Source organism: Peptoniphilus koenoeneniae (assembly GCF_030812875.1).
Classification (GTDB): domain Bacteria; phylum Bacillota; class Clostridia; order Tissierellales; family Peptoniphilaceae; genus Peptoniphilus_B; species Peptoniphilus_B koenoeneniae.
This window is the reverse complement of record NZ_JAUSTN010000005.1, coordinates 187,648-207,300: the sequence shown is the minus strand read 5'-3', so window position 1 is coordinate 207,300 and position 19,653 is coordinate 187,648. Positions and strand designations below refer to the sequence as shown.

At 31.2% G+C, this 19,653-nt stretch carries 17 protein-coding genes; 12 read left to right on the top strand and 5 right to left on the bottom strand.

The features are described from left to right. Nucleotide 1 precedes the first annotated feature (1 nt). The 4 genes from J2S72_RS06040 to mnmE all read right to left on the bottom strand — a co-directional run bounded on the left by J2S72_RS06040 (nucleotide 2) and on the right by mnmE (nucleotide 5,953). Nucleotides 2-775: a ParA family protein gene (locus tag J2S72_RS06040; RefSeq protein ID WP_036739129.1), complete on the bottom strand. Its 774-nt coding sequence runs from the start codon at nucleotides 773-775 to the stop codon at nucleotides 2-4. A gap of 1,206 nt (nucleotides 776-1,981) precedes the next feature. Continuing rightward, nucleotides 1,982-2,683 (bottom strand): 16S rRNA (guanine(527)-N(7))-methyltransferase RsmG, encoded by a 702-nt coding sequence (gene rsmG, locus J2S72_RS06035; protein ID WP_307495176.1) that lies wholly within the window; start codon nucleotides 2,681-2,683, stop codon nucleotides 1,982-1,984. Continuing rightward, nucleotides 2,673-4,574 (bottom strand): tRNA uridine-5-carboxymethylaminomethyl(34) synthesis enzyme MnmG, encoded by a 1,902-nt coding sequence (gene mnmG, locus J2S72_RS06030; RefSeq protein WP_307495175.1) that lies wholly within the window; start codon nucleotides 4,572-4,574, stop codon nucleotides 2,673-2,675. The genes rsmG and mnmG overlap by 11 nt, the downstream gene beginning before the upstream one ends. A gap of 8 nt (nucleotides 4,575-4,582) precedes the next feature. Continuing rightward, the gene (gene mnmE, locus J2S72_RS06025; RefSeq protein ID WP_023055044.1) at nucleotides 4,583-5,953 is read right to left on the bottom strand and encodes a tRNA uridine-5-carboxymethylaminomethyl(34) synthesis GTPase MnmE; all 1,371 of its coding nucleotides are present in this window, start codon (nucleotides 5,951-5,953) and stop codon (nucleotides 4,583-4,585) included. A gap of 161 nt (nucleotides 5,954-6,114) precedes the next feature. On the opposite strand from mnmE, the gene J2S72_RS06020 reads away from it, so the two are divergent. Together J2S72_RS06020 and J2S72_RS06015 are read left to right on the top strand one after the other, a co-directional pair. Next, on the top strand, nucleotides 6,115-8,634 hold the full coding sequence (locus J2S72_RS06020; protein WP_307495174.1) for a ribonucleoside-diphosphate reductase subunit alpha: 2,520 nt from the start codon (nucleotides 6,115-6,117) through the stop codon (nucleotides 8,632-8,634). Between the two features lie 11 nt (nucleotides 8,635-8,645). After that, the gene (locus J2S72_RS06015) at nucleotides 8,646-9,686 is read left to right on the top strand and encodes a ribonucleotide-diphosphate reductase subunit beta (RefSeq protein WP_023055014.1); all 1,041 of its coding nucleotides are present in this window, start codon (nucleotides 8,646-8,648) and stop codon (nucleotides 9,684-9,686) included. Between the two features lie 90 nt (nucleotides 9,687-9,776). On the opposite strand, the gene J2S72_RS06010 is transcribed toward J2S72_RS06015, so the two are convergent. Further along, nucleotides 9,777-11,018, bottom strand: a complete 1,242-nt coding sequence (locus J2S72_RS06010) for a uracil-xanthine permease family protein (protein ID WP_023055022.1) — start codon at nucleotides 11,016-11,018, stop codon at nucleotides 9,777-9,779. Nucleotides 11,019-11,189: 171 nt separating this feature from the next. Here J2S72_RS06010 and rpmH point away from each other — a divergent pair, with 171 nt between their 5' ends. From rpmH to gyrB, 10 genes are all read left to right on the top strand, one after another. Further along, complete coding sequence (rpmH, locus tag J2S72_RS06005; protein ID WP_023055015.1) at nucleotides 11,190-11,324, top strand: 50S ribosomal protein L34; 135 nt, start codon at nucleotides 11,190-11,192, stop codon at nucleotides 11,322-11,324. Continuing rightward, nucleotides 11,324-11,647, top strand: a complete 324-nt coding sequence (gene rnpA, locus J2S72_RS06000; RefSeq protein ID WP_023055021.1) for a ribonuclease P protein component — start codon at nucleotides 11,324-11,326, stop codon at nucleotides 11,645-11,647. The genes rpmH and rnpA overlap by 1 nt, the downstream gene beginning before the upstream one ends. Continuing rightward, nucleotides 11,644-11,859 carry a membrane protein insertion efficiency factor YidD gene (gene yidD / locus J2S72_RS05995; protein ID WP_023055058.1) on the top strand — a complete coding sequence of 72 codons (216 nt, stop codon included), beginning with the start codon at nucleotides 11,644-11,646 and terminating at the stop codon, nucleotides 11,857-11,859. The genes rnpA and yidD overlap by 4 nt, the downstream gene beginning before the upstream one ends. Nucleotides 11,860-11,871: 12 nt before the next feature. Beyond that, nucleotides 11,872-12,591: a YidC/Oxa1 family membrane protein insertase gene (locus J2S72_RS05990; protein ID WP_023055025.1), complete on the top strand. Its 720-nt coding sequence runs from the start codon at nucleotides 11,872-11,874 to the stop codon at nucleotides 12,589-12,591. Next, nucleotides 12,588-13,466: an RNA-binding cell elongation regulator Jag/EloR gene (gene jag, locus J2S72_RS05985; protein ID WP_023055039.1), complete on the top strand. Its 879-nt coding sequence runs from the start codon at nucleotides 12,588-12,590 to the stop codon at nucleotides 13,464-13,466. The genes J2S72_RS05990 and jag overlap by 4 nt, the downstream gene beginning before the upstream one ends. Before the next feature lie 413 nt (nucleotides 13,467-13,879). Further along, entirely contained in the window at nucleotides 13,880-15,223 is a 1,344-nt protein-coding gene (gene dnaA / locus J2S72_RS05980) for a chromosomal replication initiator protein DnaA (protein WP_307495173.1), read from the top strand. A 144-nt stretch (nucleotides 15,224-15,367) separates the two neighbouring features. Beyond that, a complete protein-coding gene (dnaN, locus tag J2S72_RS05975) occupies nucleotides 15,368-16,444 on the top strand; it encodes a DNA polymerase III subunit beta (protein WP_023055072.1) in 1,077 nt (358 codons plus the stop codon). 7 nt (nucleotides 16,445-16,451) lie between these two features. Continuing rightward, a complete protein-coding gene (locus tag J2S72_RS05970) occupies nucleotides 16,452-16,661 on the top strand; it encodes an RNA-binding S4 domain-containing protein (RefSeq protein WP_023055066.1) in 210 nt (69 codons plus the stop codon). Continuing rightward, nucleotides 16,652-17,734: a DNA replication/repair protein RecF gene (gene recF / locus J2S72_RS05965; RefSeq protein ID WP_023055062.1), complete on the top strand. Its 1,083-nt coding sequence runs from the start codon at nucleotides 16,652-16,654 to the stop codon at nucleotides 17,732-17,734. The genes J2S72_RS05970 and recF overlap by 10 nt, the downstream gene beginning before the upstream one ends. Then, the gene (gyrB, locus tag J2S72_RS05960; RefSeq protein ID WP_023055024.1) at nucleotides 17,731-19,653 is read left to right on the top strand and encodes a DNA topoisomerase (ATP-hydrolyzing) subunit B; all 1,923 of its coding nucleotides are present in this window, start codon (nucleotides 17,731-17,733) and stop codon (nucleotides 19,651-19,653) included. The genes recF and gyrB overlap by 4 nt, the downstream gene beginning before the upstream one ends.

Below are 19,653 nucleotides of genomic sequence, written 5' to 3'. Positions count from 1 at the left end.
ATCACCTCTTTAAAATTTCTTTGGCAAGCCTTCTATAAGCAAAAGCCCCCTTGCTTATACCTTCATACCTGAAAATATCCATTCCATATCCAGGAGACTCGGCAAGCCTTACATTTCTCGGGATCATAGTTGAAAAGACCTTATCCCCGAAAAATTTCCTAACATCATCGACAACTTGCTTACTAAGTTTATTTCTGCCGTCATACATGCACATAATAACTCCGAAAATTTCCAACTTATTATTAAAGTTTTCCCTTACAAGGTTTATGGAATCCATAAGTTGTGAAACTCCCTCAAGAGCGTAATACTCAGTTTGAACGGGAATTAAAATGCCATCTGAAGCAATAAGAGCCATCATGGATAAAATTCCAAGAGAAGGAGGGGAATCAATAAGAACATAATCATAGGCTTCCTTTAATTTATCCAAGTGGTTTTTTAACCTGTATTGCCAGTTTCCATCCCTTGCAAGCTCAATTTCAACGCCTGCAAGCTCTCCATTAGATGGAATTATATCAACATTTTTTGATGGAGTTTTTAAAATTAAATCCTCTTTTCCATCAATTATCAAATCATAGATAATATCCATATCCCCATTTTTATCAAGACCTATTCCACTAGTTGCATTGGCTTGAGGATCGATATCAACTATCAAAACCTTTTTCTTAGATCTTCCCAGAGCTGCTGCAATGTTTATAACACTGGTAGTTTTCCCTACTCCGCCCTTTTGATTGAAGATCGTTAAAACCTTAGTCTTTGATTTATTCTTATCTTCTATGATTTCAGTATTGTCAATTTTTTCTTCTTTTATTTTTTCAGTCACAATTAAACCTGCCTATAAAATAATCTATAAGAACATATGTTCTGTAATATATTTAAATTTTTACTTTCTTATTTATATTATAAGAGATAGGGATTCTTTTTTAAAGGGAAAGTGTTTTTATTTTTATATTTTTTATGCTTCACGTAGAGCATTTTTGTTTTTATGTTTTTTATGCTCTACATAGAGCATTTTTTTCAATAAACTTTTATCCATATTTTTTCTTTTTCGTTTTTCCATTTTATTTTATTTAATTCGGCTTACGCCGCCGGACCAATAGCAGATATTTGCAGCCAAATCAAAGATTTGGGCAAATAGTTGCATGAGACCTACCACGATTTTTTTCAAAAATCGGGTTAGGGCTTCAAATTGGTCCCTACATTCGCTTGCAGGGGTTTATTCTTGTGAACCCTCTTCGCATAAATAAACTCCTCATTCTTTCGTGGATTCCATGTTTGGATGAAATTACAATAAATTTGTGCGTGGGCTTTTGTGGGTTGTAGGGACCGGTTTACCGGTCCGCGTGTATAACGTGGGAAAACAAACCATGCATTTAATTTAAAATTTATTTTAAATTTTTTTATAAATATTTTTTTACGCTCTACGTAGAGCATTTTATTTTTCATTTTTTACGCTCTACCTAGAGCATTTTTATTTTATGTTTTTTTATGCTTCACGTGGAGCATTTTTATTTTATGTTTTTTTACGCTTCACGTGAAGCATTTTTATTTTTCATTTTTTTATTTTGTTTCCAATTATTCGCCTGACGGCGATCGGACCAATAAATTGGTCCCTACATTCTGTTGCAAATATTTACTCTCTTGAAACCTGTACGCATAAACAAACCCCTCATTCTAACGTAGGATTTGTGGGTTGTATGGACCGGTTTACCGGTCCGCGTGTATTGGGTGGGAGAACAAACCACACATTTTTTTATAAATTATTTTTATGCTCTACATGAAGCATTTTTAAAATTTATTTTTTTATGCTTCACGTAGAGCATTTTTATTTTATGTTTTTTTACGCTCTACGTAGAGCATTTTTATTTTATGTTTTTTATGCTTCACGTAGAGCATTTTTTGTTTTAAATCTTATGCACTATAAAAGAACATATGTTTGTATTTATTTTCAAAAAAATAAGAGCCTTTTTAGGCTCTTTTGTTTTTATAAGGGTTGTGTCCTTGGTTTTCCGCCGGCTCTTGGATATTTTTTTGGGGTTTCTCTTATTTTTTCTACTATTATAAGGCTATGGAGGATTTCTCCTGGCAGTCTTATTTCTTTTATGTCTACAATTTTTCCTCCCAAAATATCTATGGCGTTTTTTGCTTCTTTTACTTCTTCCTTGTATTCGCTGCCTTTCATGGCTATAAAATATCCGGCTTTTTTTACAAAGGGCAGGCTGTATTCTGCAAGGCTTGACATGTTTGCCAAGGCTCTATTGGTCACCAGGTCAAATTTTTCTCTATAATCTTCTTTTCTTCCATATTCTTCAGCTCTTCCATGGACTGCTTCAATATTTTTTAAGTTTAATTCTTTTATAACTTCTTGTAAAAAAATTATTCTCTTGTTTAAGGAGTCCATAAGGGTCATTTTTAAGTCTGGATACATTATTTTTAGGGGAAGTCCTGGAAATCCACCGCCTGTCCCTATATCTATAAGGCTTTTACCTTCTTTTATTAGCCCCGTATTTATAAGGGTGAGGCTGTCTAAAAAATGCTTTATATATATTTCTTGGGCTTCAGTTATTCTTGTGATGTTTATTTTTTCATTCCATTCTAAGAGGAGTTTTTTATAGATTTCAAATTGATTTATTTGTTCCGGATTTATGTCTATATTGTATTCTTTTAATATTTCTTCAAATTTCATTTTCTCTTCTCATTTTTTCAAGTCCTATTAAAAGCACATTTATATCGGCAGGGGATACACCTGTGATTCTTGCGGCTTGAGCTATACTTTCCGGCCTTATTTTTGATAGTTTTTCTATGGCTTCAAGTCTTAGTCCTTGAATTTTTTTGTAGTCCAAATTTTTATCAAGTTTTTTGCCTTCCAATTTTTTAAATTGATTTATTTGTTGGGCTTGTTTTTTAATGTAGCCTTCATATTTTATTTCTATTTGAACTTCTTCTATAATGTCGTCTCTTAATTCTTGTCTTTCTGGATCTAAGGCTGCAAGTTTTTTATAGTCCAATTCCGGTCTTCTTATGAGCTCTTCAAGGCTTAAGACGGTTTTTATAGGAGTTGAACCTAAGCTTTCAATTATCTTGTTATTTTTTTCATTTGGATTTATTTTTACTTCCTTAATCCTTTTAAGTTCTCTTTCTATATTTTCTTTTCTATAAAGATATCTTTCATACTTTTCAGGGCTTACAAGACCTATTTTATATCCCTTTTCAGTCAGTCTTAAATCTGCATTGTCTTGACGAAGGGTAAGGCGATATTCAGCTCTTGCAGTCATCATCCTATAGGGCTCTTTTGTTCCTTTTGTTACAAGGTCATCTATTAATACTCCTATATAGGCTTCACTTCTATTTAAGATTAAAGGTTCTTTTTCCTTAACTTTTAAAGCTGCATTTATACCTGCAATAAGTCCTTGGGCTGCTGCTTCTTCATAGCCACTTGAACCATTTATTTGACCGGCAAAGAATAGGCCACTTATATCCATGTGTTCCAATGAACGGTCTATAACTGTTGCATCTATTGCATCATATTCTATGGCATAGGCACTTCTCATAATTTTTGCATTTTCAAGACCTAAGATATGTTTATAAATTTCAACTTGCACTTCTTCAGGTAGGGAAGAGCTTACTCCTTGAATATACATTTCATCTGTTGAAAGTCCTTCCGGCTCAATGAAAACTTGGTGAGATTTTTTATCCTTAAATCTCATTACCTTATCTTCAATAGAAGGGCAGTATCTTGGTCCTGTACCTTCAATATCTCCTAAATAAAGGGCACTTCTCATAATGTTGTCCCTTATAATTTCATGGCACTTTTCCGTTGTATAAGTTAAGTGACAATCTATTTGGTCTATGGTCATGTCCTTATCTATATTATCAAAGGAAAAGGGAACTATTTTTTCATCACCCTTTTGTACTTCCATATTGGAAAAATCTATGGAAGATTTTAAAACTCTTGCAGGAGTTCCCGTTTTAAGTCTCATTAGGCTAAGGCCCAAATCCCTTAGGGAAGAGGAGAGTTCATTTGCCGGTTGAAATCCGTCTGGCCCTGCAGGATAATTTACTTCGCCCATAAAAACTCTGCCCTTTAAATAAGTTCCTGTTGCCACAACTACAGCCTTGGCACCGTAAATTGCCCCTGTTTTTGTTAAAACTCTCTTAACTTTTTTATCTTCAACAATTATTTTTACAGCCTCTCCTTGACGTAAATCCAAGTTTTCTGTCTCTTCAATAACTTTTTTCATGGAGTCGTGATATTTTCTCTTATCTGCCTGAGCTCTTAAACTGTGAACTGCTGGGCCCTTTGAAGTGTTAAGCATCCTTGACTGAATAAAAGTCCTGTCAATATTTCTTGCCATTTCACCACCAAGGGCATCAATTTCTCTAACTAAATGGCCCTTTCCAGTGCCTCCTACATTGGGATTGCAGCTCATTGCAACAACTGAATCCAAATCAATTGTAAGAAGTAAAGTTTTAAGGCCCATCCTTGCAGAGGCAAGACCCGCTTCACTTCCTGCGTGTCCTGCTCCTATTACAACAACATCATATGATTTTGCTTTATATTCTCTAACTTCCGCCATATCTACCTCTATTTACCAATACAAAATTCTTTAAAGACCTTATCCAGAATATCTTCCGTACTAGTTTCTCCTGTAATAAGTCCCAGCTCATTTAAAGCCTGTCTTAAATCAACTTCAATTAAATCTAAAAATTCCTGACGTTTAATACCGTCAATAACTGATTCCATTGAACTATAAGCATCTTTTAAAGCTCTTACGTGCCTTAAATTATTTACATAAAAATCTTCTTTGCCAACAATTTGGCCTTGAAAAAACATCTCCACAATTTTATTTTCAATTTCTTCAATAGAACCCTCTAAAATGGAAACGCTCATATATTTCTTATCCTTTAAGAGGTCTTTAATTTCCTCATCTGAAACTTTTCTTTTTAAATCACTTTTATTTAAAAGAATAAGGGTCTTTTTATTGTCAAGAAGTTTTATAATTTCTCTATCATCATCATTAAAAGGCTGAGAAGGATCTAAAAGGGCAATAATAAGATCAGCATCTTCAATAGATTTTTTTGCTCTTTCAACTCCAATTTGTTCAACCTTATCATCAGTTTCTCTAATGCCTGCAGTATCCGTTATCTTTAATAAAATTCCATCAAGATTAATATAATCTTCAATAATATCCCTTGTAGTGCCGGGAATATCAGTAACAATAGCTCTTTCATACTTGAGCATGGCATTTAATAAACTGGATTTTCCAACATTGGGCTTGCCTAAAATAACTGTATTTATTCCATCACGAATAAGCCTTCCCCTGTCAGAACCTGAAATTAATTTAAAAAGATCATCTTTAACTTCAAAAGCATCTTCAAGTAAAGATTCATACTGAGCTTCTACAATTTCATCTTCGGGAAAATCAATATTTGCAACAATAAGAGAAATCATAGCCATAATTTTTTCACGAATAAGAGAAATAAGTCCCGTAAGCCTTCCTTCCAATTGCTTTACCGATTGCTCATAAGAAGAATCCGTCTTTGCCTTTATAAGGTCAATAACAGCCTCTGCCTGGGATAAATCCAATCTTCCGTTTAAGAAAGCTCTCTTTGTAAATTCACCTTTTTCCGCAAGCCTTGCACCCTTATCTATAATTAAGTTTAAAATTTTTCTTACGGATATAATTCCCCCGTGACAATATATTTCCACAAGATCTTCACGAGTGTAGGTGTAGGGCTTTAACATTTTTACAATTAAAACTTCATCAATAACCCTATTTCCGTCAACAATGTGTCCATAAGATAAAAATCTGTTTTTTATATCTGTCAGAGAAATATTTCTTTTTGATCTAAAAATTTTTTCTGCAATTTCAATACTCAAGGGTCCGCTCATTCTAACTATGCCTATTCCAGCCTCACCCGTTGCACTTGATATTGCACATATTGTATCAACCATATTTCACCTCTTTATCATTATATCAATAAAACTTTTTTAAATTATATAATTATTTCGCCAAAAATCATAATAAATTCTCCACTTAAAGTCAATTAATGTTAATATATAGTATGTAAACAAAATTTTTTTAATTTAAAAATACAAGATATGGGAAGGTAGAAATGAAAATAAAAAAGCGAAACGGTAGAACCGTTGATTTTAATTTGGAAAAAATAGTTATAGCCATTAAAAAAAGTTTTATAAGTATTAATAAAAACTTTGAAGATTCCGAAATTTTAAAAATGGCTGAAGAAGTTAAAAGTCAAATTGAAAAAGACTACAATCCGGAAAAACTTCCCACAGTGGAGCAAATTCAAGATTTAGTTGAACTTACCCTTATTGAACACAAATATATTGACGTTGTAAAATCCTACATCACTTACAGGGCTAAACATTCTCAAGATCGTATGGTTGTTGAAGGATTTAAGGAATATATAAAAGATGAAAAACTTTTAAATATAATAAGGAAGCTTCGTGATGATTTTGATGGAAGTTTATATAAAATTGAAGCCCTATTTTTAAAATTTAAAAGTTTTTGCAAGCCCAATATGGAAAAAAATGAAATCAGAAATATTTTAATTAAGGCTGCTGCAGAACTTACAACAAAAGAAGCTCCAAAATGGGAATATATAGCGGGAAGATTTTATCGCTACGACTTGGAAAAGAAAATCATAGAAACTTATGATGGCAAAGATTTTTATGAAAAAATTAAATTTTTAACAGAAAAAAATCTCTACGGAAAATATATTTTGGAAAACTACAGGGAAGAAGAAATAAAAGAATTGGAAAAAGTCATGGATCCTAAAAGGGACAGACTCTTAACCTATTCTTCCATAGACCTTTTGGCAAAGAGATATTTAATAAGAAGCCATGACATGAAAATATTAGAAAGACCCCAGGAAATGTTTATGGGCATTGCCATGCACTTGGCTCTTCCAGAAAAAGAAAACAAACTTAAATGGGCAAAGAGGATTTATGATGTTCTTTCTTCTTTAAAAGTTACAGTGGCAACTCCCACTATGAACAATGCAAGAAAGCCCTTCCATCAACTTAGCTCATGCTTTATAGATACAGTACCCGATACCCTTGATGGAATTTATAGGTCCATAGACAACTTTGCAAAAGTTTCAAAACATGGTGGAGGAATGGGTCTTTACTTTGGGAAAGTTCGTGCTGCCGGTAGTGATATAAGAGGCTTTAAGGGTGTTGCAGGAGGAGTAATCCGCTGGTTAAAACTTGTAAATGACACTGCTGTTGCTGTTGATCAATTGGGAGTAAGACAAGGTTCCTGTGCAGTTTACCTTGATGCTTGGCACAAGGACTTGCCGGAATTTTTACAACTTCGTACAAATAACGGAGATGACCGAATGAAAACTCATGACATCTTTCCGGCTGTTTCCTATCCAAATTTATTTTTCCGTCTTGCTAAAAATAATATAGATGCCGACTGGTATATGTTTGATCCCCATGAAATAATGATAAAAAAAGGTTATTGTCTGGAAGATTTTTATGGGGATGAATGGGAAAAGAAATATTATGAATGTGTAAATGACAAAGAAATCTCAAGAAGGGTAATGAGCGTTAAAGATATGGTAAGGCTAATTATAAAATCTTTAACTGAAACAGGAACTCCCTTTGCCTTTTTTAGAGATAATGTAAATGAAATGAATCCCAATTCTCATAAGGGCATGATTTATTCATCAAATCTTTGCACTGAAATAATGCAAAATATGAGTCCCATAGAACTTATTTCTCAAGAAATACAAAGTGAAGAAGGACCTGTTATAGTTACAAAGACAAGACCCGGCGATTTTGTAGTTTGTAACTTGGCAAGTCTTGTCCTTGGAAATATAAATCTTCACGATGAAAAAGAAGTGGAATATGTAATAGAAACTGCCGTAAGAGGACTTGATAATGTAATAGATTTAAATTATTATCCTCTTCCTTATGCAAAAATAACAAATCAAAAATATAGGGCAATAGGTCTTGGAACAAGTGGCTACCACCACGCTCTTATAAAGGAAGGCTTCGCTTACAGTGATGAAGAAGACCACTATAAATTTGCTGATGAAATTTATGAAAAAATAAATTATTACGCAATAAAATCTTCCATGAAAATTGCAAAAGAAAAGGGTTCCTATGAATATTTTAAAGATAGTGATTGGGAAAATGGAAGATATTTTGAAAAGAGAAACTACACCGATGAAAGGTGGACTAAATTAAAAGAAGATGTGAAGTCCTACGGCCTTCGTAACGGATATATAATGGCAGTTGCACCTACAGGTTCAACTTCTATAATTGCAGGCACTACAGCAGCGGTAGACCCTCTTATGAAGAGATTTTTCCTAGAGGAAAAGAAAGGCTCAATAATTCCAAGAGTTGCCCCAGAACTTAATACACAAACTTTCTGGCTCTATGAAAATGCCCATGAAATAGACCAATCAATAACAATAAAGGCAACTGGCATAAGACAAAGACACGTTGATCAGGGCCAATCGGTAAACCTATATATAACCAACGAATTTACCATGAGACAAATTTTAAATCTCTATATCCTTGCCAGTGAATTGGGACTTAAATCAATTTATTATGTAAGAGGAAAATCTCTTGAAGTAGAAGAATGTGAAGTATGTGCATCTTAAAGGAGGAAAAAATGGAACTGAAAAGAAGAGGACTTTTCAATGAAAATGGAGACATTGAACTTTCAAAAAGAAAAATAATTAACGGAAATACCACTAACTTAAATGATTTTAACAACATAAAATACAAGTGGACCAGCGATTGGTATAGACAAGCCATGAACAACTTTTGGATTCCCGAAGAAATCAATCTTTCAACGGACGTTTTAGATTACAGAAAATTAGATCCCTATGAAAAAAAGGCCTATGATAAAATTTTAAGCTTTTTAATTTATCTTGATTCAATACAAACGGCACAACTTCCAAACTTAGAAGCCTATATAACTGCCAATGAAATCAATCTTTGTCTATCAATACAAGCCTTTCAGGAATCAATACACTCTCAAAGCTATTCCTATATTTTAGACACCATCTGTTCACCGGAAGAAAGAACGGAAATCTTATACCAATATAAGGACGATAAATTTTTACTTGAAAGAAACAAATATATAACAGACCAATATGCAAGTTTCTTAAATGAAAAAAACACAGACACTCTAATGAAGGCAATGATAGCAAATTATATTCTTGAAGGAATTTATTTTTACTCCGGATTTATGTTTTTCTACAATTTGGGAAGAAATGGAAAGATGCCTGGAACAGTACAGGAAATAAGATATATAAATAGAGATGAAAACACCCACCTTTGGCTTTTTAGATCAATAATACTAGATCTTAAAAAAGAAAGCCCTGAACTTTTTACCCAAGAAAAAACTGAAGAATACAGAGCCCTTCTTAAAAAAGGTGTGGAAGAAGAAATAGCCTGGGGAAAATATGTAATAGGAAATAATATTCAAGGCCTAAACGAAGAAATGGTTGAAGATTATATAAAATACTTAGGCAATTTAAGAGCAAAAAATTTAGGTCTCGATGCCCTTTATGAAGGCTATGACAAGGAACCAGAAAGCATGAAGTGGGTAAGTCAATATTCTGACATAAACGAAATAAAAACCGACTTCTTTGAAGCAAAAGTATCAGCTTACTCAAAATCCAGCATAATAGAAGATGACCTATAATAAAATAAAAAAGGTGGAATCAAAAGAGATTCCACCTTTTTTATTAAGGTGACTTTTTATTTTATGAAAAAGTTTTTAATTTAAAATCTTTTATTTATTTAGAGATTCTTCATATTTCTTAAAAATTGCATTTAAGATTACTCCCACAAGTGCTGCAAGAGAAAGACCGGATATGGAAACAATATCCGTTATTTTTATACCCACATTTATTCCCACATGACCACCTAAACCGAGAATCAATATAGTTGCCATAACAATTATATTTTTAAGATTAAAGGGCATATGAGAATTTTTAATAGTCTTAACTCCGATTACGGCAATCATAGAGAAGAGAATGACACTTATTCCGCCCATAACTGCAGTTGGAATAGTTTGTAAAAATCCTCCTATCTTGCCTATACAACCAAGACCTATGGCAAAAACAGCCGCAAGTCTTAAAATACTTGGATCATAATTTTTAGTAATTGCTAAAACTCCTGTATTTTCACCGTAAGTTGTATTTGCAGGTCCTCCAACAAATCCTGCAAACATAGTTGCAAGTCCATCTCCTAAAAGAGTTCTGTTAAGACCCGGATCTTCAATAAAATTTTTCCCTACAACTTGTGAATTTGTAGTTATATCTCCAATATGTTCCATAAATACTGCAAGAACTACAGGCGCAATTATCATAATAGCTCCAAAGGAAAATTTAGGTAAACTTAATGGAGGTATTGCAAAACTTTCAGCAGTTCTTAAGGGCTCCAAATCTACAATCCCAAGTTTTAAACTCATTAAATATCCCACAACAACCGCAATTATTATGGAAAGTTGTTTTAAAAAGCCCTTTGCAAATTTATTAAGACAAATGCAAGTTAAAAAAGTTACTCCAGCTGCAAGATAATTTGAGCTTGCCATACCAATAGCGGTGGGAAGTAAATTAAAACCTATAACAATAACCATGGGACCAACTACTTGGGGAGGAAAATATGAAGTTATTTTTCCAACTCCCAGCTTTTTTATTAAAAAAGACATTATTACATACAAAAAGCCTGCCACAATTATGCCTCCTTGAGCATATGACAGACTTCCGTAAATTTTTGAAACACTTTGAATAACAGGAATGAATGCAAAAGATGAACCTAAAAAAACCGGTACCTTTTTCTTCGTACAAAAATGGAAGATTAAAGTACCGATACCCGCACACATTAATGAAGTTGAAACATTAAATCCTGTTAAAAGAGGAACCAAAACAGTTGCACCGAACATTGCAATCATATGTTGCAAAGCCAAAACAGTCTTTTTAGCAACTTTTAAAGCTTGGAATGAATTTTCTCTTTCAATTGATTTTTCCATTATAAATTTTCTCCTTCTATACATTTTTACTAATTTTACTCTTATAAAATTTTAAAGTCAAGAATATTTTTTAATAAATTTAAATAAATTTTAAGGCTTAAGGTTAAGATAAAAACTTGACACCGTAGAATTAAATAAATATAATTCTATGGTGGAGAGGAGGCGATATTTGTGAAGAGAACTTTTCAACCGAAAAACAAACAAAGAAAAAGAGAACACGGTTTTCGTGCAAGAATGAGAACTAAATCCGGTAGAGCTGTAATTAAAGCGAGAAGAAGAAAGGGAAGAAAGAAACTTTCAGCATAATGAATGAAATTTTAAAAAAGAACAGGGATTTTCAAAAAGTTTATAATAATAAAAATGTAGCCGGCAACAAAATCTATACAATGTTTATTAAAAAAAATAATTTGGACTTTTCAAGGATTGGATTTACCATAACAAAAAAATTCGGTCATGCAGTTCAAAGAAATAAATATAAAAGAAGACTTAAAATGATTTTAAGAGATTTTGAAATCGTGCCAGGTTATGACATTGTAATTGTTTTAAAAAAAGATACTTTCGGAGTGAGCTACCAAGATATGAAAAAAAGTTTCGCTCATATTTTAAATAGAAAGAAGCTGATTAAATGAAACACATTATGATTTTAATAATTAACTTTTATCAAAAAATTATTTCTCCGTACCTGCTTCCAGGTAGGCACTGCAGATTTAATCCCACATGTTCCCAATACGCCAAAGAAGCCTATATTAAATATGGCTTTTTCAAAGGGACCTATCTTTCAGTTAAGAGAATTTTAAGATGCAATCCCCTATGTAAAGGCGGTTATGATCCTCTTCCCTAAATAGGAGGAAATATGTCAGCAATAAGTAGAGTATTAGGTATGTTTTTTAAATTTATTTATGACAGCCTTTCAGGAATTATGAATGAACCTAAAAGCATATCAATTTTTGCTATTACTATTATTATCTCTACAATAATTTTAAAGATTATAGTTATGCCTATAAGTATTTCTCAAATGAAAAACCAAAAGAAAATGGCTGAACTTCAACCTGAACTCCAAAAAATTCAAAAGAAGTACAAGGGAGATCCAAAAACTCTTGCAGCTAAACAACAACAGCTTTATAAAGATGCAAACTACAATATGTTAAGCGGTTGTCTTCCCATGGTTATTCAAATGATAATATTATTAGCATTTTATAGGGTCTTTTATGAACCGGCAAAATATGTTTTTACAGAACCCGGTGCCTATGACCAAATAGCAAAACATTTTTTCTATATTAAAAATATAGATCATCCGGATACAAGTCTAATACTTCCTGTTGTTGCAGCTTTTGCTACATTTTTGTCTTCGTGGATAATGTCAAATAATCCTGCTACAAAAATGCAACAAACTGAACAATCAAAGTCCATGATGAATACTATGAATATTCTTATGCCTATAATGATTTTTTTAATGGGCAGAAGATTTGCAGCGGCTCTTGTATTATACTGGATAGTTTCCAGTTTATTCCAAGTTTTCCAAACACAAATTCAAAATATAATCATCAAACGTGAAGTGGAGGCTGAACAATGACTTATGTAATTAAAACCGGAAAAACCGTAGATGAAGCAGTAAATGAAGCTCTTAAAGAACTAAAACTTTCTCGTGACAAAGTTAATATTGAAATCCTTCAAGAGGCCTCAAAGGGCTTTTTAGGATTCGGCTCAAAAGATGCAGCCGTAAAGGTAAGTGAAAAAGAAGATACTAAAGATATTTTAAAAGAAATTTTTAGTTCAGACCTTGAATCAGAAAAGAGCAATAAGGTAAACCTTAAAAACAAAAAAGAAAACAAAACTGAGGTAAGTAAAAATTCAGAATTTTCTCAAAAAAATCTTATTGAAGATAAAAAAATAGAAGAAAATAAAGAAAAGGCTGAAGAAAATAAAGTTGAAAAGCTTGAAGAAGATAATTCAGAAGAAGATTCTTACGACTACAGCCTAAACGAAGAAGAATTTAAAAATCTTGCCAAAGAATTTATAGAAAAAGTTATGACTCCTTTAAATCTTGAATATGAGTTGGAAACATCTCTTGAAGAGAATGTTTTAACTGTAAATATTTTAGGAGACGAGAAAAAACTTGGAATTGTAATTGGAAAAAGAGGAGTAACCCTTGATGCAATCCAATATCTTTTAAGTTTAATAATTAATAAACATTCTGACAGATTTGTAAGAGTAATAGTAGACTCTTCTGGTTATAGACAAAGAAGAAAACAAACTCTTGAAAGTCTTTCAGAAAGAATGGCAAAAAAAGTTGTAAGAACAAATAGGTCTGTAAAACTTGAACCTATGAATGCCCATGAAAGAAAAATAATTCATGAAGCCCTTCAAAATTTTGAAGGAGTTTTAACTCATTCAGAAGGAACAGAACCTTACAGAAGAATTGTAATTCAAAGAGAAAGAAAATATTAAAAATTTAAAAATATTTTAATTTAAAAGTGTTTCTTAATGAAACACTTTTTTATTTATAAAGCCCTTTTTTTCGCCCTTTATTGAATTTTTTAAAGAGGGTGTGCTTGTTGATAACTTTTATTTTATTTGTTAAAATAAAGTTAATATAATTAAAAAAATGTGGATAATTTTAATTGTTGTTGAAAAAAATACTTATTAACAAACTGTTGATAAATCTGTTAATAATCTGTTTCTTAATATTTTTATTTTTTTTATTTTTTATCAATTTAAGCTTTTCATACAAAACTTATCAACAAAATAAACTTATTAACAGTTGTTTATAAATCTTTTTATCTACAAAATATCTACAATTGTTAATAAGTTTTATACATGTTTTTTATCAACATAACTTTTATCCACTTAAGGAGGAATAAATGAATCAGGAAATTTCTGAAATTTGGAAAAATTTTATGAATCTTATCAGAAAAAATTCCATGAGCGAAATATCTTTTAATACTTGGTTTAAAAAAATGAATCCCAGGGAAATTAATAGAGAAAATAACGAATTTGTAATTTCCGTTCCCAATGATTTTACAAAAAGATATCTTCAAAATAGTAAAGTAAATATGGATTTAATTAAAAGATGTCTTTATGAAGCTTCCTCTGTTCATTATGACATTAAAATTATTGCAGATGACGAAGACACAAATAGATTTAATTTTAAAGATGACTTTTATATTGAAAAATCAAGGCTTAATCCTAAATATAATTTTGAAAATTTTATAGTTGGAAAAAGCAATGAATTTGCCCATGCGGCAAGTCTTGCAGCTGCAGAAAGTTATGAAAATCCTGAAGCCGCTCATTCAAATCCTCTTTTTATCTACGGAGGAGTAGGTCTTGGTAAAACTCACTTAATGCAAGCTATAGGTCATTTTATATTAAGTCAAGATCCCAATAAAAAAGTCCTTTATGTTACAAGTGAACAGTTTATGAATGAACTTATAAATTCAATAAAGACAGGAAAAAATGAAGACTTCAGAAATAAATACAGGTCAGTTGATGTACTTTTAATTGATGATATTCAATTTATTGCAGACAAAGAAAGCACTCAAGAAGAATTTTTTCACACTTTTAATGCCCTTCATGATGCAAACAAACAAATTGTACTTACATCAGATAAACCGCCTAAAGATATAAAAGCTTTAAAAGAAAGGTTGGTATCCAGGTTTGCTTGGGGATTAATAGTTGATATACAAGCACCGGACCTTGAAACGAGAATAGCCATTCTTCGTTCAAAATCAGATACTGAAGGTTTTAACGTTCCAGAAAATGTTTTAAATTTTATTGCTCATAACGTAAGAAGCAATATTCGTGAACTTGAAGGCGCTCTTACAAGAGTAAAGGCCTTTTCAAAACTTGCAAATGGAGAAATAACAGAAGAACTTGCAAAAGAAGCTATAAAAGACATTTACAATACTAAAAAGAAAAAAGTTATAAACACAAAACTTATTAAAGAAGTTATATCAAAAAACTTTGACATTAGTATTGATGACATAAATTCAAAAAAAAGAACAAGAGAGATAGCTTACCCGAGACAAATAGCCATGTACATTACAAGAGAACTGACTGATTTGTCCCTACCTAAGATAGGGGAAGAATTTGGAGGAAGGGATCATTCCACTGTAATTCACGCTTATGAAAAAATAAGAAAAGACATTGAAAGAGATGTTTCTTTAAAAATAAAGGTAAGAGATCTCATAAAAGAAATTAAAAGTTAATGTGAATAAACTATGACTTATAAAAACTTATTAACAAATTATAAATAAGACTTCCTTTTGAATTTTTAATAAGTTAAATACTTATCCACAAATTAACAGCTCCTACTACTATTACTAATATAATTTTATATTATTGGAGGTAACATGAAATTTAATATAAGCAAAAAAGAATTGTCAAAACATATATCAATAGCTCAAAAAGCAATTTCTTCAAGATCTGCTATGCAAATATTAGAAGGTCTTTTACTTGTTGCAGAAAACAACACCTTAACAATAATAGGTACTGATACTGATTTAACAATTATAACAAGTGCAAGTGCCATTGTTGAAGAAGAGGGAAAAATTGTAGTAAATTCAAGACTTTTTGGAGATATAATAAGAAAACTTGACGATTCGGATATAAAAATAAGAATTGAAAAACACAATATGAACATTATTTGCAACAAGAGTGAATTTAATATAACTTGCCAAAGCCCCGATGAATATCCTATGGTAACAAATTTTGAAGAAAAAAATTCTTTTAAAATTTCCAGTGAAGAACTTAAAGAAGCTATAAGAAAAACATCTTTTGCAGTTTCTCAGGAAGATACAAGAAAGATGTTTACAGGTGTTTATATGGACTGCACCAAGGGAATAAATTTTGTTGCCCTTGATGGTTTTAGAATGAGTTTAGTTAAACTTAATAAGGAAACTAAAGAAAGTAAATCAATAATACCGGCAACAAGTTTAAATGAACTTTCAAAAATTTTAGAAGACTCTCAAGTTGATGTAAAAGTTGGAGAAAATAAAATTTTATTTGAATTTGATAATACAAAATTATATTCAAATTTATTTGGAGGAGAATATTTCAGCTACAAGGATTTAATAAGAGATAACCACACTACAAAAGTAAAAGTAGACAGGGGTCTTTTCCAAATAAGTCTTGAAAGAGCATCTCTTCTTGCTAAAGAAGAAAGGGCAAATCTTATAAAACTTGAAATAAAGAAAAATAGTTTAGTAATAAGTTCAAATACTGAAATAGGAAATGTAACTGAAGAAATTCCTTGCCAAACTGAGGGAGATGAACTTACAATTGCCTTTAACTCAAAATATCTTCTTGATGGAATAAAAATAATTGAAGATAAAGATGTTGTTCTTAATTTTACAGATTCAGTAAATCCTTGCATTATAAACACTGATTCTTACACATATTTAGTTTTACCTGTAAGACTTGCAAAGTAGGTTTTTTATGGAAAGAATAAAAATAGACACTCCCTTTATAAAACTCGACAGTTTTTTAAAACTTGCCTTGGGAATAAGTGGGGGAGACGCGAAAAATATAATTAATGAAGGTCTCGTAAAAGTAAATGAAAATATTGAAACGAGAAGGGGCAAAAAACTTTATGATCACGATAAAGTAAGCTTTGAAGATGAAATTTTTGAAGTAATATGCTTGTAAAATCAATTAGATTAAAAAATTTTAGAAATTATAAAGAAGCCCTCTTTAAAGATTTTGAAAAAATAAATGTATTTATAGGGAAAAATGCCCAGGGAAAGACAAATTTTATAGAAGCTTTGTTTTTTCTTATAAGAGCCAAGAGTTTTAAAAATGCAAAAGATACGGAACTTATAAGTTTTAATGAGGATTTTTGTGAAGTTGAGGGAATAATTTCTTTAAAAAATGTTGAAAATTCTTTTAAAATACAAATTTCAAGATACGATGGGAAAAAGTATTTTTTAAATGATAAAGAAGTAATTTTAAAAAATTATAAAAAAGCCATAAGTCCCGTTGTTTTTAAGCCGGATGATCTTTATATTGTAAAAAATTCTCCTCAAGACAGGAGAAAATATATTGATGATATTTTAATAAGTATAGATTCAATTTATGCTTACAATTTAAGTTCATACAAAAAAATTCTTTTTGAAAGAAACAAAATTTTAAAAGATTATAATAAAAATTTAAAATTATTGGATATTTATGACATACAACTTGCAAAATACGGATCAAAAATTTTAATAGACAGGCTTAAATTTTTAAAAAATCTTGAAGAATTTTCGAAAAAATACTATAAGGACCTTTCAAAGGACGATTTTAAAATTTTATATCTTTCAACAATACCTCCTAAAAAAAGTCTTGAAGATACTGTTGATATGTATATTAAAATTTTAAAAACAGTAAGAAATAGAGATTTGGATTTAAAAATAACAACAATAGGTCCCCATAGGGACGATATTGATTTTAAAATAAATGATAGGTCCGTTAAGACTTACGGATCTCAAGGGGAAATAAGGTCTGTGGTTTTAAGTTTAAAACTTGGCGAACTTAAGCTTTTGACCCTAAAAAATAATATAAATCCAATACTTTTATTGGATGATGTTTTTTCAGAACTTGACAGTGAAAGAAGAAATTATCTTTTTAATTCTATTAAAGATATTCAAACTTTTATAACTTCAACAAGTGCTGAAAATTTAAAATTTAATGAAGCCAAGTATTATTTAATAGAAAATGGAACTTATAAGGAGATAAAATGACAAATAATAGGCATTATGGTGCTGATGATATTGAGGTTTTAACTGGTCTTGAACCTGTAAGAGTAAGACCTGGAATGTATATAGGTTCAACAGGAAGTAAGGGACTTCATCATTTAATTTATGAAGTTGTAGACAATTCCATTGACGAGGCTCTTGCAGGTGTTTGCGATACAATTACAATAAATTTAAATGAAGATGGCTCAGTAACTGTTATTGACAATGGTTCAGGAATACCTGTTGAAAAACATAAGACAACTAAAAAATCAACTCTTGAAACTGTACTTACAATTTTACACGCAGGAGGAAAATTTCATAATTCCGCCTATAAAGTTTCAGGAGGTCTGCATGGAGTAGGGGTTTCTGTAGTAAATGCCCTTTCTACAAAACTTATTGCAGAAGTAAAAAGAAATAAAAAATTATATAGACAAGAGTTTTCCATTGGAAAACCTACAAGTGAATTAGAAATTGTTGAAGAATTAAAAAAAGATGAAACGGGAACAAAAATTACTTTTTATCCTGATCCTTCTATTTTTGATACTTTAGAGTTTGATTATCACACTCTTGAAAGACGGTTTAGAGAAATGGCTTTTTTAAATAAGGGTGTAAAAATTATTTTTAATGACAATAGGGATAAAAATAATATAAAAAATAATACCTTTATGTATGAAGGTGGAATAAAATCTTTTGTTGAATATATTGATTCAAAAAAGAACCCCATTCACAAGGAAATTATCTATATTGATGAAGTAAGAGAAAACACTGCAGTTGAAATTGCAATTCAATATACAGACAGCTACAATGAAACAGTTTTGACTTTTGCAAATAACATAAATACAGAAGAGGGCGGAAGTCACTTATCAGGTTTTAGGTCAGCTCTTACAAGAACAATAAATGACTATGGAAGAAAGTATAATCTTATTAAGGAAAAGGAAGAAAATCTTTCAGGGGATGATGTAAGAGAAGGACTTACTGCTGTAATAAGTGTAAAAATTCCAAATCCTCAATTTGAAGGACAAACTAAAGCAAAGCTTGGAAATTCAGAAACAAGGGGAATAGTTGATTCAGTTCTTTCCGATAACCTTTCAAGATTTATGGAAGAAAACCCTAAAATTTCAAAAACAATTTTAGATAAGGCTCTTTCAGCAAGAAGAGCAAGGGAAGCTGCAAGAAAAGCTAGAGATTTAACAAGAAAAAGATCTATCTTAGATTCCATGAGTTTACCGGGAAAACTTGCTGATTGTCATGAATCAGACATTTCATTAAATGAAATATTTTTAGTGGAAGGGGATTCTGCGGGTGGTTCTGCAAAATCAGGTCGTGATTCAAATTATCAGGCGATTTTATCTTTAAGAGGTAAAATTATGAACGTTGAAAAGGCAAGACTTGATAAAATGTTAAATTCTGAAGAAATAAAAGCTATGATAACTGCCTTTGGTACAGGCATAGGAGAAGAATTTGACCTTTCCAAACTAAGATATGGAAAAATTATTATTATGACCGATGCCGATGTTGATGGTGCTCACATTATGACCTTACTTTTAACCTTCTTCTTTAGATACATGAAACCTCTTATAGAAGAAGGCCATGTTTATGTGGCACAACCACCTCTATTTGGTATAAAAAGAGGGGAAAAGGTAATAAGATATTGCTACGATGAAAACGAACTGGAAAGAGCCCTTAATGAGCTTGGAAGAGATAAAAATTATAAGATAGCAAGATACAAGGGACTTGGAGAAATGAATGCGGATCAACTTTGGGAAACTACAATGGATCCGGATTCAAGGCTTCTTTTACAAATTCATGTAGAAGATTTAATTGAAGCTGATGAAGTTTTTTCAACTTTAATGGGAGTTGATGTAGATCCAAGACGTGAATTTATTGAAGAAAATGCAAAATATGCAGAAAATATAGATGCATGA